Origin of the sequence: Sphaerisporangium sp. B11E5, from assembly GCF_039871875.1 — a bacterium.
In the GTDB taxonomy this organism is placed as follows: Bacteria; Actinomycetota; Actinomycetes; order Streptosporangiales; family Streptosporangiaceae; genus Sphaerisporangium.
Genome location: NZ_JBDPMD010000106.1, coordinates 1 through 2054, shown reverse-complemented (window position 1 = coordinate 2054; position 2054 = coordinate 1). Strand labels below are relative to the sequence as shown.

The following is a 2054-nucleotide window of genomic DNA, read 5'->3' as shown; positions in this document are numbered from 1 at the left end:
GCACGCCGGCCGGGGGTGGGGAGGAGTGCGGGGTCGATGGTGTCGGGGTCGAGGATGATCAGGTCGTCGCCGTCGGACTGGCAGGGGTAGTACCCGTAAACCACGGCGGCTTGCAGCAGGTTGTCGGTGTGCAACCGGTCCAGCCACATCCGCAACCTGGGCCGGCCCTCGGCCTCGACCAGGTCCTCATACCCCGGGCCGTCCTTGCCCCGGGAGGGCTTCAACCCCCACTGCCCCATGAACGTGGCCCGCTCATCGAGGAACGCCGCGTACTCGGCCAGCGCGATGCCCTTGACCACCCGGCTGCCGTAGAACGGCGCCCCCGGCACCGGCACATCCACCGCCACATCCGAGCGCGCCGGCATCGCCTCGGGCTCGGTCCGGGTCAGCGCCGCACCCGTGGCGACCCGCCGGGCACGCAACGGCGGCAGCACCTGCTCCGGTGCGGCCCCGCGCTTCACCGCCACCAAACCCTCCATCAGCCGCAGCCCCTCGAAGGCGTCCCGGGCGTAACGCACCTGCCCGGGGAACATCTGCGCCAGGTCCTGCTCCACATACGACCGGGTCAGCGCCGCACCGCCCAGCAGCACCGGGAACTGGCCGGCCAGCCCCCGGGAGGTGATCTCCTCCAGGTTCTCCCGCATGATGACGGTGGACTTCACCAGCAGCCCCGACATGCCGATCACATCGGCCTGATGTTCCTGCGCCGCCTCCAAGATCGCCGACACCGGCTGCTTGATCCCCAGATTCACCACATCGAACCCGTTGTTGGACAAAATGATGTCCACCAGGTTCTTACCGATGTCATGCACATCACCCTTGACCGTGGCCAGCACGATCCGGCCCTTGGACCCGTTGCCGTCCTCCACCTTGGGCATGTGCGGCTGCAGATACCCCACCGCCGCCTTCATCACCTCAGCCGAGGCCAAAACGAACGGCAACTGCATCTGACCCGAGCCGAACAGCTCACCGACCGTCTTCATGCCCTCCAGCAGCACCTCATTGATGATCTCCAACGCCGGACGCTGCGCCAGCGCCTCGTCCAGATCCTCCTCCAGCCCCTTACGCTCCCCCTCCACGATCCGGGCCTGCAACCGCTCCCACAACCCCAGCCCCGCCAGCCGCGCCGCCCGCCCGGCACGCAACTGCGCCACATCCACCCCCTCGAACAACTCCATGAACCTGGCGAGCGGGTCGTAACCCTCACGGCGCCGGTCATACACCAGATCCAGCGCCACCTGACGCTGCTCCTCAGGGATCTGCGCCACCGGCACGATCTTCGCCGGGGACACGATCGCCGAATCCAGACCCGCCTTCACCGCCTCGTGCAAGAACACCGAGTTCAGCACCACCCGCGCCGCCGGATTCAACCCAAACGACACATTGGACACCCCAAGGGTGGTCCGCACCCCGGGGTAGGCGGTCTTGATCCGGCCGATCGCCTCGATCGTGGCCACCGCATCCCGCCGGGTCTCCTCCTGCCCCGTCGCGATCGGGAACGTCAGGCAATCGATCAGAATGTCGCCGACGTTCATGCCCCAGTCACCGGTGAGCTGAGCGATCAACCGCTCGGCCACCCGCACCTTCCACCCGGCGTCCCGCGCCTGACCCTGCTCATCGATGGTCAGCGCCACCACCGCCGCACCATGCTCACGCACCAGATGCATGATCTTGCTGAACCGCGAATCCGGCCCATCACCGTCCTCGAAGTTCACCGAGTTCACCACCGCACGGCCACCGAGCATCTCCAGCCCGGCCGCCAGCACCGCCGGCTCGGTCGAATCCAGCATCAACGGCAACGTCGACGCCGTCGCCAGCCGAAACGCCAGCTCCCGCATATCCGCCACACCATCACGACCCACATAATCCACACACACATCCAGCAAGTGCGCACCCTCACGCACCTGCGCCCGGGCGATCTCCACACACTCCTCCCACCGCCCCGCCAGCATCGCCTCACGAAACACCCGCGACCCATTGGCATTGGTCCGCTCACCGATCGCCAGATACGACGCATCCTGCGAGAACGGCACATGCGCATACAACGACGCCGC

1 protein-coding gene is annotated in these 2054 nt (G+C 67.2%); it reads right to left on the bottom strand.

Going from position 1 to position 2054, the window contains the following annotated elements; translation table 11 throughout:
* A partial coding sequence (locus ABGB17_RS38710; RefSeq protein ID WP_347639365.1) for a dihydropteroate synthase occupies positions 1 to 2054 on the bottom strand: 2054 nt, incomplete at both ends.